Source organism: Paenibacillus rhizoryzae (assembly GCF_059686995.1).
The window spans coordinates 33,347-58,519 of sequence record NZ_JCAALT010000006.1; the positions used below are offsets into that span (position 1 = coordinate 33,347).

The 25,173-nt window shown below is 51.5% G+C and carries 25 protein-coding genes and 1 pseudogene; 1 reads left to right on the forward strand and 25 read right to left on the reverse strand.

Annotated elements, in window-relative coordinates; genetic code table 11:
• Positions 1 to 117 precede the first annotated feature (117 nt).
• From AC6ESO_RS18365 to AC6ESO_RS18465, 21 genes are all read right to left on the reverse strand, one after another.
• Positions 118 to 1,374, reverse strand: coding sequence for a M24 family metallopeptidase (locus AC6ESO_RS18365; RefSeq protein WP_497092617.1), 1,257 nt, complete (start codon positions 1,372 to 1,374; stop codon positions 118 to 120).
• Positions 1,375 to 1,502: 128 nt separating this feature from the next.
• Complete coding sequence (locus AC6ESO_RS18370; protein ID WP_497092618.1) at positions 1,503 to 3,053, reverse strand: response regulator; 1,551 nt, start codon at positions 3,051 to 3,053, stop codon at positions 1,503 to 1,505.
• A gap of 66 nt (positions 3,054 to 3,119) precedes the next feature.
• Complete coding sequence (locus tag AC6ESO_RS18375; RefSeq protein ID WP_497092619.1) at positions 3,120 to 4,847, reverse strand: sensor histidine kinase; 1,728 nt, start codon at positions 4,845 to 4,847, stop codon at positions 3,120 to 3,122.
• Positions 4,848 to 4,949: 102 nt separating this feature from the next.
• Entirely contained in the window at positions 4,950 to 6,659 is a 1,710-nt protein-coding gene (locus AC6ESO_RS18380) for a type 2 periplasmic-binding domain-containing protein (protein ID WP_497092620.1), read from the reverse strand.
• 90 nt (positions 6,660 to 6,749) lie between these two features.
• Positions 6,750 to 7,631: a carbohydrate ABC transporter permease gene (locus AC6ESO_RS18385; RefSeq protein WP_497092621.1), complete on the reverse strand. Its 882-nt coding sequence runs from the start codon at positions 7,629 to 7,631 to the stop codon at positions 6,750 to 6,752.
• 15 nt (positions 7,632 to 7,646) lie between these two features.
• Positions 7,647 to 8,618, reverse strand: a complete 972-nt coding sequence (locus AC6ESO_RS18390) for an ABC transporter permease (RefSeq protein WP_497092622.1) — start codon at positions 8,616 to 8,618, stop codon at positions 7,647 to 7,649.
• Between the two features lie 266 nt (positions 8,619 to 8,884).
• On the reverse strand, positions 8,885 to 9,370 hold the full coding sequence (locus tag AC6ESO_RS18395) for a hypothetical protein (protein ID WP_497092623.1): 486 nt from the start codon (positions 9,368 to 9,370) through the stop codon (positions 8,885 to 8,887).
• Between the two features lie 26 nt (positions 9,371 to 9,396).
• On the reverse strand, positions 9,397 to 9,822 hold the full coding sequence (locus tag AC6ESO_RS18400; protein ID WP_497092624.1) for a hypothetical protein: 426 nt from the start codon (positions 9,820 to 9,822) through the stop codon (positions 9,397 to 9,399).
• Positions 9,819 to 9,965 carry a hypothetical protein gene (locus AC6ESO_RS18405; protein ID WP_494820754.1) on the reverse strand — a complete coding sequence of 49 codons (147 nt, stop codon included), beginning with the start codon at positions 9,963 to 9,965 and terminating at the stop codon, positions 9,819 to 9,821. The genes AC6ESO_RS18400 and AC6ESO_RS18405 overlap by 4 nt, the downstream gene beginning before the upstream one ends.
• Before the next feature lie 12 nt (positions 9,966 to 9,977).
• Positions 9,978 to 10,130 (reverse strand): hypothetical protein, encoded by a 153-nt coding sequence (locus AC6ESO_RS18410; protein WP_177246046.1) that lies wholly within the window; start codon positions 10,128 to 10,130, stop codon positions 9,978 to 9,980.
• Between the two features lie 29 nt (positions 10,131 to 10,159).
• Positions 10,160 to 11,050 carry a hypothetical protein gene (locus tag AC6ESO_RS18415; RefSeq protein WP_497092625.1) on the reverse strand — a complete coding sequence of 297 codons (891 nt, stop codon included), beginning with the start codon at positions 11,048 to 11,050 and terminating at the stop codon, positions 10,160 to 10,162.
• An 18-nt stretch (positions 11,051 to 11,068) separates the two neighbouring features.
• Complete coding sequence (locus tag AC6ESO_RS18420; protein ID WP_497092626.1) at positions 11,069 to 12,007, reverse strand: type II secretion system F family protein; 939 nt, start codon at positions 12,005 to 12,007, stop codon at positions 11,069 to 11,071.
• A complete protein-coding gene (locus AC6ESO_RS18425; RefSeq protein ID WP_497092627.1) occupies positions 12,004 to 13,419 on the reverse strand; it encodes an ATPase, T2SS/T4P/T4SS family in 1,416 nt (471 codons plus the stop codon). The genes AC6ESO_RS18420 and AC6ESO_RS18425 overlap by 4 nt, the downstream gene beginning before the upstream one ends.
• Entirely contained in the window at positions 13,419 to 14,324 is a 906-nt protein-coding gene (locus tag AC6ESO_RS18430) for a CpaE/TadZ family protein (protein ID WP_497092628.1), read from the reverse strand. Before AC6ESO_RS18430 ends, AC6ESO_RS18425 begins: the two co-directional genes overlap by 1 nt.
• Positions 14,321 to 15,043 (reverse strand): SAF domain-containing protein, encoded by a 723-nt coding sequence (locus tag AC6ESO_RS18435; RefSeq protein ID WP_497092629.1) that lies wholly within the window; start codon positions 15,041 to 15,043, stop codon positions 14,321 to 14,323. Before AC6ESO_RS18435 ends, AC6ESO_RS18430 begins: the two co-directional genes overlap by 4 nt.
• Before the next feature lie 180 nt (positions 15,044 to 15,223).
• Positions 15,224 to 15,895 (reverse strand): hypothetical protein, encoded by a 672-nt coding sequence (locus AC6ESO_RS18440; RefSeq protein WP_497092630.1) that lies wholly within the window; start codon positions 15,893 to 15,895, stop codon positions 15,224 to 15,226.
• 19 nt (positions 15,896 to 15,914) lie between these two features.
• Positions 15,915 to 16,607, reverse strand: a complete 693-nt coding sequence (locus tag AC6ESO_RS18445) for a hypothetical protein (protein ID WP_497092631.1) — start codon at positions 16,605 to 16,607, stop codon at positions 15,915 to 15,917.
• Positions 16,608 to 16,771: 164 nt separating this feature from the next.
• Entirely contained in the window at positions 16,772 to 17,122 is a 351-nt protein-coding gene (locus tag AC6ESO_RS18450) for a type II toxin-antitoxin system PemK/MazF family toxin (protein ID WP_090581240.1), read from the reverse strand.
• 3 nt (positions 17,123 to 17,125) lie between these two features.
• Entirely contained in the window at positions 17,126 to 17,407 is a 282-nt protein-coding gene (locus AC6ESO_RS18455; protein WP_090581236.1) for a CopG family ribbon-helix-helix protein, read from the reverse strand.
• Positions 17,408 to 17,643: 236 nt separating this feature from the next.
• Positions 17,644 to 18,819 (reverse strand): alanine racemase, encoded by a 1,176-nt coding sequence (alr, locus tag AC6ESO_RS18460; protein WP_497093003.1) that lies wholly within the window; start codon positions 18,817 to 18,819, stop codon positions 17,644 to 17,646.
• 170 nt (positions 18,820 to 18,989) lie between these two features.
• A complete protein-coding gene (locus tag AC6ESO_RS18465; RefSeq protein ID WP_497092632.1) occupies positions 18,990 to 20,183 on the reverse strand; it encodes an outer membrane lipoprotein-sorting protein in 1,194 nt (397 codons plus the stop codon).
• 457 nt (positions 20,184 to 20,640) lie between these two features.
• Between AC6ESO_RS18465 and AC6ESO_RS18470 the strand changes: the two genes are divergently transcribed.
• Entirely contained in the window at positions 20,641 to 22,116 is a 1,476-nt protein-coding gene (locus AC6ESO_RS18470; protein ID WP_497092633.1) for an esterase-like activity of phytase family protein, read from the forward strand.
• A 362-nt stretch (positions 22,117 to 22,478) separates the two neighbouring features.
• Here AC6ESO_RS18470 and AC6ESO_RS18475 read toward each other — a convergent pair whose 3' ends face one another.
• From AC6ESO_RS18475 to AC6ESO_RS18490, 4 genes and pseudogenes are all read right to left on the reverse strand, one after another.
• On the reverse strand, positions 22,479 to 22,892 hold the full coding sequence (locus AC6ESO_RS18475; protein WP_497093004.1) for an antibiotic biosynthesis monooxygenase: 414 nt from the start codon (positions 22,890 to 22,892) through the stop codon (positions 22,479 to 22,481).
• 30 nt (positions 22,893 to 22,922) lie between these two features.
• Positions 22,923 to 23,309 (reverse strand): annotated as a pseudogene (locus tag AC6ESO_RS18480) (ankyrin repeat domain-containing protein); the annotation flags it as partial.
• Between the two features lie 29 nt (positions 23,310 to 23,338).
• The gene (locus AC6ESO_RS18485; protein ID WP_497092634.1) at positions 23,339 to 24,148 is read right to left on the reverse strand and encodes an ABC transporter ATP-binding protein; all 810 of its coding nucleotides are present in this window, start codon (positions 24,146 to 24,148) and stop codon (positions 23,339 to 23,341) included.
• Positions 24,145 to 25,173 (reverse strand): FecCD family ABC transporter permease, encoded by a 1,029-nt coding sequence (locus tag AC6ESO_RS18490; protein ID WP_497092635.1) that lies wholly within the window; start codon positions 25,171 to 25,173, stop codon positions 24,145 to 24,147. Before AC6ESO_RS18490 ends, AC6ESO_RS18485 begins: the two co-directional genes overlap by 4 nt.

Consider the following 25,173-nt stretch of genomic DNA (forward strand, 5'->3'; position numbering starts at 1 on the left):
CTTAACCACAGTTAAATCTAATAGAGAAGTACCGCATCTGAGTCAAGCTGGAGGCAGCTGGAAACGCAAAGAAGCTGTCTGCGGCAACCTATCGTTGACTCGCAAACAGCTTCTTCATTATGGGATTAGGATCAGCCCTTCAGGCGATCTTGTGAGAGGCCGGCAGCCGGTATCGGTAATGAGGTAACTATTCTCGATGCCGACGACACCGCGTCCCGGAAATGTGAATTTGGGCTCTACCGCAAGTGTAATGCCTGCTTCGAGCGGATCGCTGAAACCTTTCGCAAGCACGGGCCACTCATCGACTTCAAGCCCGATGCCATGACCGAGAAATTTGACCTGATTGATGCCATACCCCATAAAATGATCGGCAAGCCCTGCATCAGCAGCTTGTTTCAGCGCAGCCGCATAGATCGATTCGCTGGATGTGCCCGGACGCATCAGCACTTCCGATTGGCGAATGATGCGCTCCGCCTGCGCATAGGCTTCCGCCAAGTCATCAGGCAGAATTCCAATCACTGCGGTTCGCGTCTGATCGATAATATAGCCATCGATGCAGCAGCCGATGTCAATGAGGATCGGCTCCCCTCTGCCGATGGATTTGCGGCTCGTGCTTTGCGGAAACGCAGGTCCAAGGCCGAGGCCGCCTGCCGGACCATCGAACGCACTCGGAACGGCAGCCGCAGCGCCTGAGCCCAGCATGCCGGTTGTAATTTCCATGTTGTAGCTGCGGGTGCGCATTAATCCGATATGACCGCGAATACGAATTTCATATTCGATTCGGGCCATCAGCTCAAGCTCCGTCAGACCTTCTTTAATGATGCCTACAGCGGCTTCCAGCGCTTCTGCGACAACCTCTGCGGCTGCTTCAATACGGCCAATCTCCCACGGCGACTTCACCATCCGAACTCGTCGAACAAGCGTCGAACCGTCTACCAGAGAGCAATCGTTGCTGCTGCCCGCCAGTGCTTCGGCCAGCTTGGCGAATGTGGATGCCGGCAGCACATCCATCTCCGTTGCAATCTTCACCGGTTGATCTCCATTGGCATTGCCGCTGCCAAACACAGCAGGATGGTCCTGCTCCAGCTGAGCGCGGAATTGGCGCAATGAATTCAACGCCTTCACTTGAATAGCCGACTCCTGAATAGCCCGCTCCACGCTGCGTCTCACATAGAATACTGCCGTCCCTTCAGCCGGGATAAAGGCATACCCGGCCTGCATCGAGCCTGTAAAATAATAAAGGTCCACATGCTGCGTGACCAGAAAAGCATGGATGCCCGCTTGGGCCATAAGCTGCTGCAGCCGATTAATGCGCTCCGCGATTTCGTTCTGCTGCACCTGTATCGTTTCTACCGTTCCACTGTTCACCTGCACGCGCAATCGCTCCTTGCTCCAAGCTTATTTCCTCCATTACAACAAAAGAACAGCGGCTCCGTCAACTTGACGTCAGCCCCGCTGCTCTTGTGATTGTCCAATCGTTTGGTTATTTGCTATCCAGCAGGTTATCCAAGCAGCTTGCTTCTTGCCTTGCTTCGGTAATCCTGCGGACTAATCCGGTACTTATCACTGAACAACCGTGAGAAATATCTCGGGTTCGCAATCCCGACTAACGTGGAGATTTCATAGATTTTGAGATCCGATTGTGCCACCATAGCCTTTGCCTGTTCCAGCCGAAAATCCTGAAGGTAATCCAAGAAGCTGTGTCCCGTCTCATTGCGGAACAGCGTTCCGAACCAACTCGGACTCAAGTTAACCTGGCGGGCTACGGTGACCAGATCAATGTCCTCTTGATAGTTGCTGCGGATATACTTGATCGCGTCGCGGATTTCTTGGCGGCAGCGATGAACGGGCATTGTCCTGCGGTTTAAGTTGTCTATCAACTGCGTGATGATGATAGAGAGGCTGCTGACATGCTCGCAATGCTCAATCGCGGACAGAATCCATTCGCGAGCGGCAATCGCTCTCTCCGCTGTTTCCAAATCAAAGTCCTCCCGGAAACAGCTGCTGAGCTCGAAGCCCGCGTGCTTCAGCTGTTCGGTGCCCGGCTTTGCATACATGGCAATCTCATCTCGCCATGCATTCAGCAGTGTCGCAAGTGCAGCAGTGTCGTCTTCTTCCGCCGCCTTCTTAATATCGGCATAGAGCGCCTTCAGTCTGGCATTCGATGATGATGAGGCTTCTGCTTCCGGGCTGTTTTCACCGACGATGACGCAGCCTTTAGGTTCATAGAAAGCCTGCTCGAGAAGCTTGCGGCATGTTGCGAGTGCATCCGGCAGCTGGGCCAGTTTATACTTGAAGCCCGATAGCGCTTGGAGCGGCTCAATACCTCGGCCCAGGCATTCGTCATAGCCCTGCTTCAGCGTGTGCAGGGTCCAGGCATTGAAATCCGCGCTGCCATTGGGCTCGCTCGATGCGAGCAGGACTGCCCACAACGGCTCCGTCAACCGAATAATGAAAGACGTGTACGGGGCAAATTCCTTCTCATAAGCATCGATCATCAGCGCCGCATCATGTTTGACATCACTGGGAAATCGCAGCAGTCCGAGCCTGAATTGCTTGAAGGCCGACAATTCGTTTGCCAACGCCTCCGCGGATGCGGATGCGCCCCCCGAGAGCAGCCAATCCTGCAGCAGCTGCCTCAGCGTCCAATGCTTCTGCATCCGCGCCTTGCGGATTTCCTCGACCGCCCTGTCCAGACAGGAAATGAATTCCGTCTCGCTTAGCAGCAGCTTGGTCAAATAATCGGCTGCACCGTTTCGCATCGCGCTTTGCACCTTCTCGAAATCCTCGAAACACGTTAATAGAATAACTGCAGGCGGGGACGTCATGCCGTGGATTCGCTTTAATAAGCCCAAACCATCAAGTATCGGCATGCCAATATCCGCGATCACTATATCCGGCTGCAGTTTCTCAATCATCCGCCAAGCCTGCTCGCCATTCTCCGCTTCCCCAGCGATCTCATAACCGCGGGCCGCCAAATCGAATGAACGAATCCGCATCCTGGCTAAAGGTTCATCATCGACGATAAGCAGGCGAAAAGTAGGTTCATTCATTCGCTAACCTCCTGTAATAGGGAGTTTGACAGAGTCAAACTCTCACCGCTTTGGAGTTTCACTCCTTTAAAGCCGTGGCAACAGAATGACGACAGTCGTTCCTTCCCCGTATTCACTCCGGATGGATAAGCCATAACGTTCTCCAAAATGAAGCCGGATCCGCCGATGAACGTTTAGCACTCCGATGCCGCGCTCACTGCCCGGATCCACATCCTCCCGTAGTGCCTGCCGCAGCCATTCCAGCCTCTCTTTCGGAATGCCGACACCGTTGTCTCGCACATCAATCGCGACCGCTCGTTCCTCGACATGAACCGAGACGTCAAGCTCACCTTGCCGCCCTTCCAATGCATGCAGGCCGTGGAACACCGCGTTCTCTACGATCGGCTGCAGCACCAGCTTCATGACCGGCATCTGCGCAATCTCCGGCGGGGCCGATCCAATCCGAAATTGGAAGCGGTTGCCGTAGCGGACGGATAAGATATGCAAATAGTCGCTGGCATAACGCAGTTCATCTACCAGAGGCGGCTGTTTGTTGTCGTCCAGACTGTATTGGAGCAGCCGACACAGTACCTCCATCATCTCGTGCAGCTCCGGTTTGGGGCTGACGTCAATCATGATGTCGATCGTATTCAGCGTATTGTACAGAAAATGCGGATTGATCTGCGACAGCAGCACCTGCATGTCGGATTGGCGTTTTGCCTCCTCCGTTCGCTGCAGGCCGATGACAAGATCGGATATTTTGCCGGTCATCTGGTTGAACTGATTCGCCAGCTCACCTAACTCGTCTCGCTGCTTCACCTGCACCTTTGCTTCCAGGTCGCCTCTTGCAACCTTGCGAATTCCTTTGGTCAATGCGAGAATCGGCCTCGTAAACCACCAAGAAACCGTAATATATATACCCAGAAACCCGATTAGACCGAACAGCAGCAGCGACCAAGCGATCTGCCCGAGCGGCTTGAACCGGTTCTCCAGCTTATTGACGTCACCAACGACGATGACCTTCCATTTCAGGTTCGTATTCATATACGAGACGGAATGATAGACGCCGGCTTCTTTGAAATACTGCAGTGCCTGCGGCAGCGTCTCTACGTTCTTCTCCTCAACAAGCTTTCTTCTGAACTGCGTTGACGGGCTTGCCCAGATATAGTCGATCAATTGATTATCGCTGCCATAGAGCAGCGTCTGCGTATCGTAGCTGCCGGCGAAGGCTGCGCTTCGATCCAGAAATGCAGATAAATCTACGAGAAAGGCCAGATAACCGGACGGATGGCCTTCTTCGTCGAAAACGGTCTTCGTCACTAGGCTTGTCGGGCCATAAGCCCCCGTTCGGCCGATATCGGAGCGGATCGTATCCGACCATTCGAACACGCCCCGGCTCTCTTCCGCCTGCTTCCGCACGAGCTGTTCTTCCTTCTCCGAGAAATTGCCCCAGAAATTTTGCGGATACCCCGTAATGACGCCATCCTTGCGAATATAAACGATGCCTCGAACAAAGTCCGAGCGGATTTGCGCGGCTGTATGCATGGAGCTGCTTAAATTATCGCCAGAGCCGCCCTCCTGCTTGATCGTCTGCTCCATTTCCAGCATGTTATAGGTGATTTCGCTATTGTAGATAGAGATTAAGTGCGTGACCTGACTGGACATGCCGGCAAGTGCTTCGTTCTGCGTTTCCCTGAGGAACCCGAGCGTATAGTCCTTGGCGATCTGAACGACGAAAAACACGAACAACGTGCTTGGTATGAACAAAAGTAGAATCAATTTAGCGCGTGAACCAAGCGCGAAGCGAGGATTCAATCCAGATGCACCCTTCCATGGCGGCGTTATCCCGTATATAGACAAGTATACTCACGAATGCACGAATGCACATTCATGAGTATACCGAATACCAGTAGTACCTTATTGTTTCTCTACGCCCAGCTGCGCGGCAGCATCGTCGATGAGCTTCTGTCCGCCTGCTTTCTTCCATTCTTCCACATAATTGTCCCAATCGTCAAAGGAACGTTTGCCGAGTACGAAGGAGATTTCATTCTTGTTCTGGAAATCCGTCAGCTTCTGGCTTGTCGGGCCGTCGAGCGTCAGATTCATATCAAAGTTCTTATACCGCGGCATGGCGATAACCTGCTGATTCCATTTGCTTCCGGTTACGCCAACCGGCTCGTCGTCATAAACTTGCCAGATCAGTGTGTAGCCGAAGAACTGCCAGTCTGCGAGCGATTGATATTCCGGCTTCACCTTCGAGAGGTGCGAATCCTTGATGAAGAAGACGTTCGTACCGTCATCGTTCAGCTTTACGGTAGAGTCATCCGGGAAGATTTCCGGCCCGCCGCCTTGTGAAACGGCCCAGTAATTCTCGTTTGGATAAATCATTGTATCGAGCATATGGGCAAGACGCATCATTTTGCCTTGGTCATCCTGCAGCTTCTTGGAGAAGATGAACATGCCGCCCGGATTGCCGCCCGGTCCGTACATGCCGCCTTTACCGTCGCTTGATTTAAGCGGATTAAGCGGTTCCCACAGCGTAGCTGCGACTGCATCCTTCTTCTTCGCATCGTACTGCTCCTGCACGATATTCCAGCCCGGGTACCAGACGAGGCCGATCTGATCGTTCAAGCTGTAGGCTTTGAACGGCTCCCAGCCAATCGTATACCAGTCCGGCGCAAGCAGCTTGTTGTCGTACAATTTCTTCACAAACTGCAGGAACTGTTTGGTCGTACCATCCAGCATCGGATGATTGATCTTGCCGTCCTGCTCATTCCAGCTTGGATGGCCATATATCGTCTTCAGCGCATCCATCATGGACCACCCGTTGCCTGCACCCGCAGCGCCCATCAACCAGGTATCGGCTTTGCCGTTCTTGTTAGGATCCTTCTCGACGACTGCTTTCGCATAAGCGAACAGCTCGTCTTCATTCGTTGGCATGCTCATGCCAAATTCCTTCAGCCAGTCTTGGCGGATAAAATAAGCCCAGTTGTCCGGGAACACGCTGTAACGCGGCACCCCAATCAGTTGGTCATCCTTCGTGGTGGCCCAGTTCTTGTATTCCTTCGTGACATATTCCATAGCCTGCGGCATATATGGCAGCACTTCTTTGCCATCAAGCAGCTGGCCGGCATTATATAGCGATAAGGCGACATCCTTGTTCGGCATCATGACCATGTCCGGTTCGTCCCCGGAAGCAAAACGCACGCTGACGGAATTCTTCAGATCATCCGCGTTCATGCTCGTGAATTTCAGCTTCACGTTGAACTGCTTCTCCAGAAATTCCTTCACCTTATCCTCAGGTACCGACTGGTTGAAGGAGCCGGATACCATAATATCCAGGTCGTAGGATTTGCTCATATCGTCGTAGGCATAGCTGGATTTATCCACTGCCGCGGGGACTTTCGGAAACGCATCCGGAAAATTAAGCTCTTTGAGCGGCGGTTCAGCCTTGCCGCTGCCCGCATTTCCGCTGCTATTATCCGTCGCTGCGTTATTGCCGCCTCCGTTATCCGTCCCCCCATTATTGGCAGCGCCGTTGTTTGTCGAGTTGTCGGAGCAGGCGTTCAGCATCGTAACGGAAGCCAATAGAACGGCTAATACGGAATAGGACATTTTCTTTCTCATGGCTCTTGATCCCCTCTCTGAAACCAATGATATATGTGAAGAAGCGCCTCCGGATGGCTTCTCGACACCTCTGTTACACTTGCTTGGTATTTATCCTTTGACAGCACCCATGTACATCCCTTTGACAAAATGCTTTTGCAGGAACGGGTAGACGCATAGAATCGGGACGAGGCCGATGACGACCGTTGCCATCTTGATCGTTTCTGTACTCACGGCTTGAGTAGACTTCAACATACCATTCATATTGTCGCCGCTGATAGAATCGACGGTCAGCATGTTCTTGAGCACCATCTGCAGCGGATAGAGCGACTTATCATTCAAATAAAGCAACGCGTCAAACCAACTGTTCCAATGCGCTACGAGGTTAAATAACCCAATGGCAGCCAGCGCCGGCGCCGCAAGCGGAATCACGATACGCGTCAATGTGCTCCATTCTCCGGCTCCATCGATTTTGGCGGATTCGACGAGGCCATCCGGCAGGTTCTCGATGAAAATCTTGATGACGAGCAGACCGAAACTATCCACCATGAGCGGCAGCACCATCGACCATAGCGAGTTGATGAGCCCCAGCTGCTTAATGACGAGATAAGTGGGAATCATGCCGCCATTGAGCAGAATGGTCGCCAGAATGAAGAAGAGGAACAGCTTCCTTCCGGGCAGCGTCCGCTGCGCCAAGACATATGCCCCAATCGTCGTCAGCGCCAATGAAAGCAGGGGTCCGACTGTACTGCGGAAGACGGAAATCATGAACGAGTGCCACACGACGGAGGAAGCCATGATCCGCTTATATGCCTCAAGAGTTGGCTCCTTTGGGATAATGACAAAATAATTGCGTTGAATCATCTCCGCTTTGGTCGTAAACGACATCCCAAGGACGTAGATTAGCGGGAAGATGGCGGTGATCGCCACGAGAATAACGATGATATGAATGATGGTTTGGTAAATCTTTTCGCTTCGCGATTTATAGATCATAGGTAGCCCCCCATTCTACCAGATGCCACGGCCGGTGTATTTTTTGGCGATGAAGTTGCTCGATATAATGAAGACCATGCCTATAATGGACTGGAAGACGCCGACAGCCGTTCCGATACTGAATTGAAGCCGATTAAGTCCTTCACGATACACCCAAGTCTCAATGACATCTGCGGAATCGAGCACGGCCTTATTATAGAAGAGTAGAATTTGCTCGCCGCCTGCGAACAGAATATTTCCGAGACTGATACAAAGCACAAAGGTGATTACAGGGAGAATGCTTGGCAACGTTATCGCCGTAATTCGCCTCATCGGCCCCGCGCCATCGATTGTGGCAGCCTCATACAGCTGCGGGTCGACGGTCGTCAGTGCTGCCAGGTAAATGATCGTACTCCAGCCGATTTCCTTCCACAGCGCGGAACCGAGCAGCAGCGGACGAAACCACGTTTCCGATAGAAAAAACTCGAACCGGTTGTAACCCAACCATGCCAGCACATTGTTAACGAAACCAGACCCTGTGGAGAAAAACGCAAACACGATCCCGTATACGATGACCCATGAGAAGAAATGCGGAATATAGACTGCGCTTTGCAGCCATTTCTTCGTTCTGCTCGACGCAAGATCATGGAACATGATCGCAAGGATAATAGGCGGGAAGAAGCCGACCACAATACGAAGCAGGCTGATCTCGACCGTATTCCGCAGCACGTTGACGATTTCGGGGTCCTCGAACATGATCCGAAAATTACCGAAGCCCACCCACTCGCTGTTGAACACGCCTGTACCCAGCTGCAAGTCCTTAAAGGCTACGATCCATGCCAGCACAATCGGCCAATACCGAAAAATAACGTAATACGCGATGACGGGCAGAAACATCAGATACAGCACACGATGATCCGCGATCCGCTGCCAAAGGCCGCGTTTCGACGGTGCCGCAGTCCTCATGGGATGCAGCGCTGCGATCGACTTTAGGCCTGATTTTGCCACTTTTGCTTCCTCCTTCTTCCTTGCCGAAGCTTTGCCGGTTTGATAAACACAGTATAGCAAACGCTTTCATCAGAAAGGTACACTGTGAAACTGAAAAGGTGCACAAATACACTGAGTTCTCACTGCGAGATTCTACTCCCACAAGGTGAAACGGCTGGCGCCGTGCTTTGACGGCGTAGCTCGTTTCATTCCGAAGATTTCTAAGCTCATTTATAAGTGTGAAACTTATAAATTCTTAGATATTAACAAAAAGAGCAGCGGCTCCGTCAACTTGACGTCAGCTCCGCTGCTCCTTTGATCGTCCACTCTATGGGTTCTATCACAGTAAAAATGCGGGGATACACGATCCTGGCGATCAGAATGACGCCGGGTCGCTGCAACGTTACCTCGTAGTCGTAGGTATCATTGCGATAGGTGTATGGAAACGTCCTGTCTCCGTTGATCACTTGAAAATCAACGACATCCACCCGCTCCCGCAAATAAGCGCCGGGTAAGGGCTTCCCGCTCTCATCCAACTGCAGGTTGCGTTGCAAGTACAGCCCGGCCGCCCTGCTAGCGGCAAGCTCATCAATGTGTAGTCGGCCTTCTGCCAATGCGCCTTCATCCACCTGCTGTACCGCGGCATGTGCAGCGCGATTAACCGCGTGTTTACCCTGAAACAGCGCCGTTATCGCCAGCTCCTCATCGGTTTGAAGTGCGTGCAGCAGCATCCATACGACCATCATCAGCATGACAAGCACCAGCTTATACATACGACAGCTTCCTCTCCCCGGGATGCTTACGGGACATATTCGCTCATCTTCATTCCGGTTGCTCGCAGCTTCGTATTCGCCGGTGGCGGTGCCAGCCCAATCAAACGGTCAATGGCGAGCAAACCTTCGATGGGATAGCTCGCCGTCAGCGACAAGGCGGTTCCCCTAAGCAGCGGCTTAGTGGCGTCGGTGGCTGAATCTCCGCTCCCTGAGCTGACTACGAACTGTAAGGAGCCAGGGACGAGTCCATATTTGGCTAATCGAAGCCTCGATTCCTGCAGCATTGCGGCATCAATATATCCATGGTCGCCGTTAGCCCCAATCTCCAGCAAGTAATCTACCTCTTGCTGAAGAACAGCCTGGCGGACAATCAGAACATGTTTATAAATCGGAGAAAACATAAACCAACACATCATGCCGGACAGAAGGATAAATACAAGCAGACTCTTCAAGGGCTCATCCTCCGAATCCCGTCGCTCATATGCCGGCCGGACTGCTCCAGTTGAGCCTTCGTTCCTTGCTCGCCGCCGGTTACACCATTGTATAAAATGACCGCAACGATGATTAGCAGCAGCGTCATCAATAACGATCGCATGCTACTGCCTCCTTATGGAATCGTAATCGTGTTGATTTTCGTATTCGCAGCATTTCCTTGCGTTTCGATTTGATCCTTCGTTCCGGTCGTATCCTTAGCTACAATCGCATTAAACAACAGGACAACGACAACAAGCATCATCACAGTAATCAAGATATTCCGCATGCCCTCACCTCCTTCGTCACCTCAACCTGTTAATTGAGGGAGTTAAACAGCTTCTGTCCTTCTCGGACCCACGGGTATATAAAAATTTGAAAGGTGTACATGATCGGAAGTCCTGCTATAGCAAACAAGAAGTAGGATGTCGATTCCTTGCGACTGTCCTTCGCCAATTCCAGCTTCTCCTTGTAATCCTGGATTCGTTCTCGCAGCAGCTCATAATATTGCTCGCTCTCATGAAGCCGCAAGGAATCGATCGTCTCTACGAAGCTCAGTCCCTCCTCGGTTCCAAGCCGCAGCTTTAGCCGTCTCAATGAGCCTTCCGCATCGTGATACCACTCGCCAAGCAGCATCTGCAGCTCGCTTCGCATCGTCCGAGTGTAAGGCAAGCAGCGCATCAGCTTCGTATGAATATGAAGCGAGGAGCCTGCCAGATAGAGCAGTTGATTACTGACGATATAAATCTCCTTCGTCATTCGTTCTGCTCTCGTTTTCCTAATGGCCTCTAGCCAAGGGATGTCCCATAGTAGGAGAAGGATCACGATAGCAAGCAATAATGGCGCACTCACGCGTGGCAAAGCTTCCACTTCCGCATAAGTGAAACCATACGCCACTGCCGACCAGAGCGGAATTAGCATGAAGAACAGTCTGCGCAGCAGCACGTACAACGCCGCATCACCTGTAAAACCGCATCCGGCGAGTAAACGTTCTCGCTCCTTAAACGAGCTGCTTTCACGGCTAATCCTCGTAAATGCAAGCCATTGATCGCTGACTGTCTTCTTCCGCCAATGCTGCAGCAATACATGCACATAACGCGGCTTCTTAAACGTCAGCAGCTTCAATAGCGAGGCGAAGAGCACGAATAATGCTGCATATTGGCCGCTAAGTGCTGCCCACATGACCGCCTTTGCAAAAGAGTCACTCATGGTTGGCTATGAACCTCCTTACATTTTCTTGCGAGATAACCACAACCCCATAACGAAAGAACCGAATATCATCATTCCTGCGTTAAGCAATAAATCTCGCCCTGCGGGATCGACAATATAGTACTGGTAGGCATTCTCGGGATTGTAATGAAAGTTGATTCCGATAAACAGCAGGAGAAACAATATAGGCGAGAAGTTCGCGATACGGATCTCGAGCAGCTTATTGCGCTCCTGCTGATTAGCTCTGCGCGCCTTACGCATATCGGTAATCAGATCCTTTAAGTTGCCGGCGATCGGATGTCCCTCTGCCAGCCCCGCCCGGACTATATTCACAAAATAATCCGCCCACACATGGCCGAGCGATGCCGCAAAGATCCGCAAACTGGCTTCATCATCGCCTCGGACGGATACGTTCCGGTACAGCTGTTCAAACACCGCCTGCATCGGACCAAGAAGCCGCTTCTCTTCAACCGTTCGCTGAAGCGCCGCTTTAATCTGCCTGCCGCCGCTGACAAGGCAGCACTGATAGAACAGCTCTACGGCGGGCAGGAAATCGATACGAGTCTTCATTTGGCGATGCACAAGCATCGTCCGAAGCAGCATGTAAGGTGCCGTGACCATCACACCGCCCAGCATGAACGCGCCTTTCGCGCTCTCAAAAAATAACGCTCCAAAGGATGTTCCTATCAACAGAAGAAGCAGGCTTGTGACGGCAAACGAGACAGGCCCCCAGCTTAACTGCAGGGATTCAAGCAGCTCAGATAGATGACGATAGGAACGGTCGAAGCGCTGCAGAAAACGTGAAATCCGTTCATGGACACCACGATCACGTCGATAATTCAGCCTGCCGATAACCTGCTGCCGATGCAGCCATATTCCCATCATTCCTCGCACTGCAACATACACCGTGCCAAAGAGCGCTATGATGAATGAAAGAAGCCCCAGCTTAACGATCATTTGGGTTCAGTTCCCTCCATATTCGCGAAGTCCGGCAGCCATGCTACGCCCCAATGTTCTACAGACGCTGTCTTCAGCCTTGCTTGCGCAGCTGCGGACGGTCCTTGCGGATATCGCCAATCACCCAATTCCTCATCAAATACGGCCCAATCCCTAACAAACACGTCTCCATCCGCCCATCCCATCTCCGCCAGTCGCACTAAACGACGTCGTCCCGCCGCAATACGCATTTCAATGCCGATTTGGGTCACGTACTCAGCGATCCGCTTCGTCAGCCGCTCCGGGTTCATCCCCCGACCATCGAGCATGCACATATCAGCAATTGCTTCGGGCACATCCTCCAGCATATTGGCATGCAGCGTCGTCATGCTGCCTGCATGTCCCCTCGTGCACGCTCGCACATAGATGTTGGCATCCTCATCTCGAATCTCAGCATGAATGATTCGTTGCGGCGACTGGCGCAGCGCCAGCTTGAACGCCTGCGTGGAGCGATGCATCACATCCTCTTCATCCGCTTCATATTCGATCACGTTTTTCGTTGGGAAATCTCGCATCAGCATCAGCTCATGTCTGCCCTCAATTGTGACAATACGTTCCTCGTCCGGCAGTTCCCCAATCAGCGCCTTGATGAGATTGGTCTTACCGGAGTTCGTTGGCCCAATTACAACAATGTTGAATCGCGCTTCCAGAATCCCTATGAGCATCCGCCGAAGCCGCTCATTGATCGTTCCTAACTCCTCTCGCCCCAGCTGTTCCAGTTGAAATCGCCTAACTGTATAGAATCGCAATGTCAGCGTTGGCTGCGCCGTAAACCCATGGCCTGTCATCGTAACCCGTGTACCGTCGCGCAGCATCACTTCCGCCCATCGCTTGCGCGGATTGATACGATCGTTATTGTAGAGCACCAGGTTCTGTTGAATGCGCTCAACCTCGCGAAGTGAATCAAAGGCATACTGGGACGGCATACTTCGTCCGTCACGCACTTCAAAAATCCTCTTGCCGACAACTTGAATTTCCTCCAGCCCATCCCGCTTCTGCAGCACCAGCTCCAGTACGTTCATCCCAATCACTTCCGCGAACAGCGCCTCTGCAAGCGTCGCATACGGATGCCGGTAACCGGGCAAATCATGAATCCGCTGCCGGAGCAGACGATCCGCAATGACCGCGAGTATGCGCTCGCGATCATACGTATAACCAAGTACCGCCCGATTCAAGCTCTCGTTGTATTCACGCCGTTCTTCCTCTGTCTCACCGCGCGGCAGCGCCAAATAGGCGCGCACGTCTTCCGATAACCGGCTAAAGTCCCGCTGCGCATCATACTCTGTTACCGGAGCAGCAGCGTCTGCCACCGTTTCAACCGCCAGCAGCTTCGCCGAGAAGGCCGATGGCGAGAAGCGCCCCTCGCCTCTCATCAGGAGCTAACTCCGCCGCGATGGGTCAACAGCTTCTTATACCAAGGCTGAACCGTCATTCTTAATTGACGCTTCAAGCCATAATGCTCAATGAGTTTCCTTGATGGCTCCTTCATGACCGTTTTCCCTCTCTCGTCATGTAACAGCCACTCATCGAGTGTTCCGCTATCAAGCTGAGACAGCAGCGGTTCCGATAACGCCAGCTCCCCTAGAAACGTCACGCCTAGCTCTTTACAAATCTCCTTCACATGAAATCCTCCTTTGCCCCAGGGCTGCTGTATGATAATGGCTTCATAACCGTGAGCAGCAATGCCGTACATGGCGGAAAGCTGCTTCATCCAGCGCTGTCCGTCCTCCTGAAAGTGAGACAACGCGCTTGTCGTTACGATAATCCGTTTATGCGCCTTACGAAGCGCACACAGTGTTGCTGCATTATCCCAATAAGCACCGACATCTGCGATCACTACGCTAAATGTCTGTTCAGCGACGGCTAACAAATGCTCCATTTCTTCAATCGTGAAAAACTCCGCTTGATCCCGCATAATGTTGCCGAACAGCACGTGCAGATCCGGGACTCCTCGGCAGCGGTGCATGGAGCGAAGCAGTTTATCGGGTTGCAATGAACCCGTAAGCAGCTCCGGCCGTAACGAATCCAATGTTGCGCCGGGTTTATCTACGCCAAGAAAACGATGTGCCTTGGCACTTTTTAGATTCAAGCAAAGATAACCAACAGATCTTCCGCTCTCCTCTGCGATTCGGCAGGCCGAAGCGAAAGCCGCGGTTGTCGTGCCGATATTCGGCGTCGTTCCGAGAAAGGTGATAATCGGATTGGCTGCCGCGGCACTGATATCAACACTGACACCTATGCCGATACCGCTAGCGGGAACAGCACCGAAATCATTCATCGCGCCCCCTCCTTGGCTGCTGCAATATTAAGCGATTCGGGCGAGTAGGCGATAACCACTTTGCTATTACCGCCTTTACAGATCGAATCGAGCTTCAGCCACTGTGCCTCCGTCAAATTCAAATTGACGGAATCAATCATGCCGTTCGCATCACGTCTGGCGGCATACATGCCTTCTTTATCCGAGTTAGCCAGCGACATCAGGTTCGAATTGCTCGTATCGTCAATTTCGAGATTGCCCGAGGTTTTCACCGAGGCAACCGTCACCGATTCGGCAAACAACCTGGCAGATGCTACGGATTCTCCCGACAAATACAGCATGACTTTATCTCCGGCACGAATGCCATTCGAGACGGAAAGGACATAGTCGCGAGGGATTTGAAAAGTAGACTGCTCACGGCTTGGCAGCAGCCGGAATTTATCCACCTTCCAGCTAAGCAAAGGCTCGTTCGCGCCTAGCGGCACAATCACCTCCATGCCGTCCATCTCTTCTGCTCGCAAGAACATCTCAGGTACATAGGAGGCTTTCGCAATTTGCTTCACACCCAGCATTCCCGTTGTCAGCCGCTCACCGGCAGCAACGAACCGAACCGGAACGACAACGTCCACTGTCTCTTGAAACTTCACCTGACGCAGCTGCAACACGTACACTCCGTATACAAGTAAGCCTGATAGGAGGGCTGCCGAAGCGGTAACCCATACATGGCGCTTTCGATTCATGGCGATTCCTTTCTGCAGCTAAAATAGCGAAAAACAAAAAAAGAACGCAAGCAGGGCATGGAGCCCAAGCTTGCGTTCTTCGCATAGCGGTCGCTAAATATCTGCTACTATAATATTGAACTCATAATAACAGACCAGGCAAATGCTGTCTAGCATAAATTGGCATTTTCTCATAAAATGTTATCTTTTAACCTCTTCATTCACGATCGAATCCTTGCTTACCTTGAGCGACTTGCGATACTCGATCAACCCGATCCGGCAGCCCGGCCCAATGCTAACATTCGTTCCCCTTACAACATCGGCAGTCGTATGCTCCAAGTAAATATTCTCGCCTTCGATCAGCTCGCTGTTCAGTTCCATCGAATGCGGCTTAGTAAACCATTGTTTCATTCCGCCCCACTTGCTCTGCCGAACATTGATCCGCCCGCCGCCAATTTCTTTGGCATAACAAGGTCCCCATGGACGAATCTCGACCACGTTCGCGCTTAATAAGCCATGAATATGGAATCCGCCCCGAACGTCAAAATATTCAGCCTCGCATTCCCCGTGAACAGCCATCTGGCCGCGAACCTTCATCGACTTGCTGCGAATGCTTCCCGTCGCATCCAACTCGCCCAGCACATGCATCTGAGCGCCATATATATCGCCTCGAACGTTCGTTTCCCCAACCTGGCGATAAAGTCCGACCTTCAAATCGCCTGATACGGTTAGGTTCCCCACGCTGTGGAGAGATTCGCTCTCAATAGAGCCAAGCACTTGCCCCTCACCTAATACGCGGATACTTTCATAAGAACCGCCAGAGGTTGAGCCTGTTCCGGTAATGCGCACTTTTCTTCTTGTCCCCGTCATCATCTGCAGCTTCACCTCGCCTTTACCCAGAAATCCGCGCTCGTGTGCGAACAACCGCGTCCGGATGCACGATGAGCTCCGATTCATACTCGACGCGATCAATCACGCAGCCTGCACCGATCTTAATCTGACGGCCGCGTACGAGCGCTGCCGTAGTTTCGACCACATTGATTTCATCGCCTTCAATGCGATCTGCACGCAGCTGCGTTTGCCAGTTTGACGGAAGAATCGATTGCATCAGACGTTTAAGTGTACCGCTTTTCGTAATCATGACGCTGATTTGCTTAGCCCGAATCCTATCCGCTCTCACCGGGCCATCCATGTAAATATTCAGACGGTCCGCATCCAGCACGCCATCCACGGTCATCGCACCTCTTACATCGCATCGCTGCGTCCTGCAATCGCCTTGAACTTTGATAAAACCATTCGCTTCATAAACCTCGCTAGCCAAATGACCGCGTACCGTAACCTGACCTTCAATCTTGGTTATGGCAGCTCTCAGCGAGCCTTCTAAAGTTAACTTGCCAGCTGCTTCGAAGCGTTCTTCTGCGCGAATGCTGCCTTTCACCTTTGCTAAACCGTTCATCCGAAAGGAGTAACAATCCAAGTTTCCGTCTACCTTACTGACCCCTTCCAGCTCCACGCGGTGAAAATCCCCTCCACCCGTAGTACCCATACCTGAAATTGCAAAATCCGGCCGATTCATTGTCGTCATTCCTATGATCCCTCCATCAATTCAATATGTTACTTTCATTATGGAGTGAAACGACGCTGGCAAACAGCGGCGCAGGATGGAACATAAGCTACGTCCGAAGGCGGATTAAATAGGCAAAAAAAAACAGAGCCATCTGGCCCTGCTGTCGTGTAATGCTCTTTTGTTCAAAAATCGATTAGACCGACACTGATTTGAAGTGCCTCGTCTACCTTACGCATCGTCTCATCATCCAGGTGAGTGATTTTGTCGGTCAGACGCTGCTTATCAATCGTGCGGATTTGTTCCAAAAGCAGAACGGAATCACGGTCAAATCCATGCAATGCCGCATCAATCTCCACATGTGTCGGCAGCTTAGCCTTCTGGATCTGGGCTGTAATGGCTGCTACAATGACGGTTGGACTGAAGCGATTGCCAATATCATTTTGAATAACCAGAACAGGACGAACGCCCCCCTGTTCAGAACCGACAACAGGTGACAAGTCCGCAAAAAACACATCGCCGCGTTTAACGATCAAGCTTTACACCCCGCTTACGAGTCGGCCGAGCGTATCGCCGGCATCTTCCTCCGCTTGAAAAGCTTCCGACGCCATCACTAGGTTGATTTTTGCCATTTCCAGATAGCCTCGCTGCATCGAATCGCGAATCTGTCGTTTCTTCCGCTCGATTAAATACAATTTCATAGCCTGACGAATGAATTCGCTTCGGTTCGAGTTTTCTTTGGCGACGATTCCGTCGACTTCCTCCAGCAAATGATCCGGTAAACTGATCATAATCCTTTTGGTGTTTTGCATATTGGCCACCGAACTCGCACCCCCAAAACATTTCCAGCAAAAAACAGTAACAGTATGTCATTGTTTGGTCCGTATTATACACCTTCATATGTATGCAGACCGTATATCAAGTATGCTGCATTGAAGATAAACGCTTTAGACCGACAACAAAGAACATCTTAACAACATTATTCGAGATAAGACGATAAAATCCTTTAAATCCATTGAAAATCCTTAGATGGTAATTCGTTCCTCATGCATGCCGCTTACAGCAGCGGATTCGACACCGCAACAACCTGCTGCCCTCGCAGATATACGCGCGGTACACGCACTGCTACCATACATGTGATCTCATATGGGATGGTGCCAAGCTTCTCAGCAACTTCCTCAACGGAGATTACTTCGTCGCCCTGCCCACCGATGAGCACGACTTCTTCGCCGACTTGAACCGGACCATCAGAGGCATCAGCACCATCAAGCGCTATCATACATTGATCCATGCAAATCGTACCGAGTACCGGTGCGCGCTGACCGCGCAGCAGCACTTCTGCCTTACCTGTCAGCATGCGACTAAAGCCATCCGCATATCCAACCGGCAGCGTTCCGATCTTCTCTTCTCCGGTCGTCACATAACGTGAACCGTAGCTGATTCCCCAGCCCTTCGGAGCTTCCTTCACCATCACGACTGCGGTTTTCAGCGTTAGGATAGGTTGAAGCGTGATCCGCTGCTTATTCACATATTCCGATGGATAGATGCCGTACATGCTAATACCAAGGCGCAGCATGCCGCCGCCCATCTCCGGTGTATCAATTCCGGCTGCACTGTTAGCAGCATGAATGATCGGAATATGAAGATCTGCCGCCTTAAGCTGTTTGACGAACGCAGAGAAACGCTCATATTGCAGCTGCGTATAGCCTTTGTCCGCTTCATCCGCTCGCGCATAATGGGTGAATAACCCTTCGACATCGATGCCAGGCTGCTCCATTGCGCGCGAAATAAACGTCAATGCAGCATCACCTGCAAACAGGCCCAATCGGCCCATGCCCGTATCGATTTTCACATGAACAGCGAGTTTCTTCCCGTTTGCCGGCAGGGCTGCCGCAGCTTCCAAAATTTCATCACTAAAAAGCGCAATAGCAATATCCGCATCCCGCGCAGCAGCTAAGCCTTGCGGCGGTACATAGCCAAGCACCAGAATGTTCGTCTTAATACCGGCCTGCCGGAGCTGAAGAGCTTCATCAAGAAACGCGACACCGAGAAAGTCAACGCCGCAGCGTTCGGCTTCCCGAGCCGTTTCGACGGCACCATGGCCGTAAGCATTCGCTTTCACCGATGCCATAAGCAGCATGCCTTCAGGCATTGCCTTCCGAAAAGACTGCAAATTATGAGAAAGCGCATCTAAAGATATCTCTGCCCTAGTGGGGCGATAATAAGCGTTCACATTCAACTTGCTCCACCTTCATTTCCAAAAAGTAAACGCCCGCCTTGGTAAGGGCAGGCGTTTATCTTATTAACCCGTAGCCTATATGTTAAACGTTTTGGCTTCCTGATGTCAATGAATTGGAGGGTCGAACAGGCCCGTTTCATGCTGGAAAATGTTTTTTGTACACACTATTTACTCATCTCGCCTTGTACGGATTGCGCGACTTTAATCATTTCATTTTGCGGTAAGTTGCCGCTTGTGATTCGGAATTCCGTGCCGTCGTAGGTCCATGTCAGCGTACGCTGTGCTTCGCTGTCGTCACCGGTGAGCGAGCCGTACGTAAAGCCCAGATCGATCAGCTCACCTTTCATTGCAGACACCGCAACATCCTTAGGTTGTGTTTGAATCAATGTGTAATCGAAGCTGCCTGCATAACGAATAAGGATGCCCGCATTGCCGCCGAACACGATATCCTGCTGGTCTTTCTCCGATACGCCATCAGGGAGATAGGACGGCTCCATAGCTGTAAATGCTTTATTGATCGGTCCGAGCGTGCCTTGCGAGCCATCGTCGGACTCTTCACTGCTTGTTCCATTATTGTCCGGGTTCGCTGTTGCATCGGAATCGACGGAATTATTTGCATTTGAATTGGTATTTGAATTGGTATTTGTATTCGCATTTGTATCTGCATTCACATTCGTATTGCTTTGATCTGAATCCGGCTCAGCTGTTGTCGGTTTGTCTGCTGCTGCGCCCATATTGGTCTGCGTATCGAACACGCTCTTCTCCAGCTTAGAGCCGAACTCGAACGAGTCGAACTGGACGGACACCATTACGGCTGCATTGGCATCGCTGACTTCCACTTTGCTAGGAGCATAGTCGGATTTGTTCAGCCAAATTTTCTGCCTAGCAAGCGATCCGTTCTGATAATTAGCCATTACATCAAATACATAAGCATCGTTATCGACTGCGAATTGGCGCGAGTTGTCGAGCAGAATGCTTTGGACCAGCGTTTGATACAGGTACACTTGGCCTTGGTTGGCCGGCCAATCGCTTTGGAAGCGGAACACTTTATTCAGTCGCGGCGTCAAGACAAATACGCCCTCATCGTTGCGCAACACGATTTGCGTGATGTCCTTCTTCGCGTTCGTCAAAGCGATACGATAGTACTGCGGCTTCTGATAAGAGACATCCACCTGATACTCCAGCGGCTGCTGGCCCGTGTACAGCGTCATCGTGCCTTTGCCGTGATAGCTGCCCAAGTTAGTTAGTGTTTTGTCCAATTCCTTGACAACCGATTCCGCGTCCTTAGTCCCGCAGCCTGCGAGCACCGCCGTAAGGCAAAGCAAAATAGCTGCGATTAAACTGAATCGACGACGCATGAGATCCACCCCTCATCACAAATTTTAAACGTATCCGGAGTTGCACATTGACGAAAGCCGTTTACGCTTGACTTGTACTATGTCTATGAGAGGACTTGGACAATTATGCAGACTAGCATGACAAGCTTATGGATCGATATCGATATAAAAAAGAAGAGCCTCGGCAGGCTCTCCTTCTATGTGTACCAATAGGATATTTACCACTAACTTATAATCGGTTTTCCAGATTATTGATAACTTGCAGCCAGGCCTTATACAAAGCTAAATCCACTTCCACATACTCCTCTTCCAATACTGAATCAAGAGTTTCTGTAATCATTTCCAGACCTTCCGATTCAAGAAGACAAAGCCCCATTTTACAATTTCTTCAAGTAACTATCATATTACCTTAATCCTTCTCCTCTATGCTGATCAGATATATGGCTAAGCCAGCATGTATAATAGAGGAGAGATGAGAATGAAAGCTGTAACGAAGAAATGGGTTGCCGTTGCAGGCGCTGCTTGCATCGCTATCGGCAGTACGCAAATTGTACAAGCAGCCGATACAGCACTTAAAGCCCTGGCAGTCCAGATCAAGCTGTTTACTGGCGATACCGAAGTGAAGCTCGATAAAGATGCGGTAACGATCAATGGCAGCCTATACCTGCCTGTGAGAGTAATGGGCGAGGCACTTGGACAAGAAGTGGCTTGGGACAGCACCAGCAAGAAAGTAACTTTGCGCGCGTATCCTTACGTTGCCGGCAAGTACACATGGACGAACCCTCCGAGCCTTGGACTCGGTTTGAAGGAAGGCGGTTTCTCCGGTCTGGCCCATTTGCCGGGCGATCCGGACAATGTCTTCTATACGCTAGCAGACCGTGGACCAAACGGCCAAATTACAATCGATAAGACGGTTAACCGTACATTCCCGGTACAGGATTATGTGCCTCGTTTCTATAAAATCAAGCTTGAGGGCAGCTCCGTGAACATCCTTGAGACGAACAAGCTTCTGCTCCCTGAGGGTGCAAAAGGCGTCGTTTCGGGCAGCCGTTTCACAACCGGCCTAAGCAACATCGCCTCCGATGAGAAATCATACGACAATACGGGCAAAACTTTGCTGCCGCTTGATCCGGATGGACTCGATCCCGAAGGCATCGCCTATAACCCGACGGATGATACGTTCTGGATGTCCGACGAGTACCGCCCATCACTCATTCAATTGAAACGTGACGGCACCATTATCAGCCGCTATGTTCCGGTGGGCGATAAAGCGAAGCTCGCGAACGCACAAATTCCGGTCATCGAATCGATCCCTGCCGTTTATGCGAAACGGATCGTCAACCGCGGATTCGAAGGCGTTACGATCAGCCCGGATGGCAAATTCCTCTATGCTTCCATTCAAAGCCCGATGGCTGTGCCGGATAAAGCGACAGGCGAAGCCTCACGCAATCTGCGCATACTGAAAATGGATTTAGCCACCAAGAAGCTTGTAGGCGAATATGTGTATGTTGCCGAGGATGCAAAATCATTCGTAAACGTTTCGCAGAAAGACGTTGTTATCTCCGATCTTCAAGCCTTGTCCGACGATGTCCTGCTCGTTGATGAGCGCGATAAGAATGAAGGAGCGGCAGCGCAAATCAAACGCGTCTACCGCATTGACCTGGCGAAAGCCACGAACATCCTTAACAACGCCGCTGTTAGCGGAAACGTTGAAGGTACGTCGGATTGGAAAGCACTGAGCGTTACAACTGCACCGAAAGAGCTGGTCGTGGATCTGACGAAGCTCGATTATCCGTTCGAGAAATTCGAAGGTTTGACCGTGTTGAACAAGAACACGCTGGTTATCGCTAATGATAACGACTTCGGCGTTGGTGAGTACGATGCTAACGGCGTCCTCAAACTAACGGATAAGCAAACTCAAGTGTGGGTAATTAAAGTAAAAGAGATGTGGTAGTACGTATGAAGGGCTGTCCCGGCCATCTTCGATGACTAGGGCAGCCTTTCTTTTAGTTATCGGAGGTAAGCTGCCCTCGATACGACGAAATAGTCGAGTTTGCAGTAAAGGGGCTCATAGCCGGAGAGTGAAAGCGGAATAGTCGCTATAGAGTGCTTACGATTATATCTACTATTTCAAACTCATCATAATAACCCGGGGCAATGTGGGTGGGTGGGTGGTAACTGAGTATCGGTTTTCACGACTCTCAGCTTCAATTCGCCGCGGTTTGGGCACCGAGAGTCGGTTTTTCCTACTCTCACGATTCAAACGAGCACAAACGAAAAGAAGCCGCCGCTTGGAGGCTTCTTTTCGCTGCTGCATTAGTTAGCGCCTGATTCAACTGGCGCGGACTCTGGCAGATGCGAGACCACGACTTGATAGATCGTCACTTTGTTGCCTACGATCGGACCTGCTGCAGCTTCGGCAGCCGGCTGGCCGTGTCCTTGGCCGTGTCCATGACCTTGCCCTTGACCGTGAGGAGAACCTTGTGCTCCCTCGCGGCGTGTATGTGCATGACGGAAAGAATCGCTGTTAGCCCAGGCTTGGAAGTCTTCTTCCTTCTCCCATGTTGTGCAAACGCGGATCTCTTCCGTTTCTTCGGAAACGACTGCATGCAGAACATCCATCCGGACAAATCCAGGGAATGTATGTACGCTCTTAGGTGTCTTGAAGCGTTCCAATACCGCCTCTGCAAAGCCGGCACGAACCTCAATCCGATTTTCCACTACGATCATCGTTTTACTCCCTTTCACATCGATATTCAAGAGTGATTTCAAATAAGAGACAACCTCTTTCGCTTGCTCGCCGCCGATCATGGCATGCTGCAGGAGCGTAATGCCGTGCGGTCCACGCGCATGAATCGATTCCGGATACCGGGTAAGCGTCGATTTGATCACTTCCAGTTCACCAAGCATAGCTGCGGCAAACAAGTCGATCCGTGCACCTTTGGACAACAGCCACTCTGCAATGTCACGGCGTCCAACATGCGATGCCGCTCCGAGTGCGGTCTCCCAATCATCGCCTCCCCAGTTCATGGAGGCGTGCAACAAAGCAGGTTCTTGCGCAAGCAGAGTTTGGACCTTATTCAAATCCGCGTGTGCTGCGCCTACGAATTCTCGTACCAATTCGGTGCTTAATGCTGCTTTAGCCAATCGAATCTCCTCCTCATTATAACTCAAATTTATGCTGTCGCTTCATGAGGCTGTTTGTTTACAATACCGCTTGGCAAATAAACCGGAACACCGTCATCGTTGTAAACTTTGGCTTCGATGCCGAATACCTCGCGGAAGAACTCCACGCGGAATACTTCTCCCGGCGTTCCTTGCTTAACGATCGCCCCGTTCTTCATCGCTACAATTCGGTCGCAGAAACGTGCCGCTTGATTCAAATCATGCAGGACCATCACAACTGTAATGCCTTGATCCTGATTCATGCTGCGGATCAGCTCCATCAATTCCAATTGATGCGCAATATCCAAATAGGTCGTCGGTTCATCGAGCAGCAGAATCCGCGGCGTCTGTGCCATACACATGGCAAGCCATGCACGCTGCCGTTCTCCGCCCGACAATTCCAACAGGGAACGATGCTGCAGCCTCGTCATGCCGGTAACCTGCAAAGCCCAATCCACTACTTCTTCGTGCTCGCCTCTACACTCTTCATACCATTTCAGATGCGGATTACGTCCACGGCGCACCAGGTCACGCACCGTAATGTCTAAGGCACCTTCCTGGGTTTGCGCAAGCATTGCCATCGTTCTCGCAACGGACTTGTTATCCATCCCTGCGAGATCTCGACCTTCCAATTCAATCTTACCTGATTGAGGCGCAGCAAGTCTTGCCAACATGCGCAGAGCGGTCGATTTCCCCGAGCCGTTAGGACCGACGATGCCGAGCCATTCCCCGGCAGCAACTTTAAGATTGAAGCCGTTTACGATCGGAGCAGAACGCTCATAGCCATACTTCAATTGATCGGCAGTTATTGCAGGATTCATCGTTTGACCCCTTTCCTAAGCAAATAGAGGAAGAAAGGTGCACCGAGAAGTGCAAGTAAAATACCTACCGGGAATTCGATCGGATCAAACCAGCTGCGCGCAGCCGTATCCGCCGCCATAACCAACGTTCCCCCGCCAATTGCTGAAATAGGCAGTAAAATTCGATAGTCATTACCGACTAACAGCCGTACGATATGCGGTACAACAAGGCCGACGAAGCCGACCATCCCCACGATGCTGATCGAAGCACCCGCCAGGAACGTAGACAGCAAAATAATAAGCAATCGTCCGATTTCAACTCGACTTCCTAGCAGTTTAGCGGCATCGTCACCAAGGACGAGCAGGTTAGCCGTTTTAATCAAGAAGATCGAAGCGATGATGCCAATAACGGCATACGGCAGCAATGTTTGAAAATGCGGCCAGCTTCGTCCGTTCAAGCTGCCTGACATCCAAGGCAGAACGGATTGAACCTTCTCACTGTTCAAAATCATCAGCGCCGTCATCGCTGCGCCTAGCAGCGAATTTACCGCAACGCCCGCCAAAATCAGCCGCATGGGTGAAGCGCCGCCTTTCCACGAAAGGGCATACACAACTGCTGCCGCAGTCAATGCGCCAAGGAAAGCCGCGATGGGTAAATAAGCGATTTTCTCGGGGAACAAAATCATAATAACGACAGCCGCAAGCCCGCCGCCGGAGGAAACACCGATAATACCGGGATCAGCCAGCGGATTACGGAAGACACCTTGCAGGAAGGTGCCGGAGATAGCGAGGCAGATTCCTGCAAGCATGCCGGTCAGTACACGCGGAAGCCTGAGATTCCATACAATTTGCCTCGACTCCGAGTCGGAGGCGTGAAGCAATGAGCTCCACACCTCGCGCGCCGGAATCGGAATTGAGCCTGACATCAAGCCATACAACCCTGCAAGCAGCAGCAGGACAAGACTAATAATTAGTACACTGCCTCTGCGAATACTTCTCGGGGTCCGCACCTCTTGCGCTCTTTGTCCGGTTACGATTGTAGCCAT